At 45.3% G+C, this 327-nt stretch carries 1 pseudogene; it reads left to right on the top strand.

Annotated features, from left to right (window positions below):
• Positions 1-327: pseudogene (locus AAEY62_RS21270) on the top strand (methyl-accepting chemotaxis protein); the annotation flags it as partial.

Genomic DNA, 327 nt, shown 5'->3' with positions numbered 1-327 from the left:
AGTCACTACAAAGCGGTGCAGAAGCCGCTGTATCGGCTATGGAAAAAGGTAAACAACAAGCCGTGTCGTGTGTTAAGCAAAGCGATTTAGCAAGCAGCGCTCTCGACTCGATTACTTTAGCCGTATCGCAAGCGCATAACGTGAGTGAAGAAATATCAACGGCAGCGCAAGAGCAACAACAAGTATCACAAGAAATAAGTGAGCGCTTAGAGTCCATTGTTGCTATAGCCGAGCAAACCGCTGAGGGCGCAATACAAACGACCATATCAAGTTCAGAAGTAGCAAAACTAGCAGAAGAACTTAGGTTATCAGTAGAGAACTTTAAGG

The organism is Pseudoalteromonas sp. GW168-MNA-CIBAN-0100 (assembly GCF_040309225.1).
Lineage (GTDB): Bacteria > Pseudomonadota > Gammaproteobacteria > Enterobacterales > Alteromonadaceae > Pseudoalteromonas > Pseudoalteromonas arctica.
The sequence above is the reverse complement of the archived record's forward strand: the minus strand, read 5'-3'. Positions and strand labels throughout refer to the sequence as shown.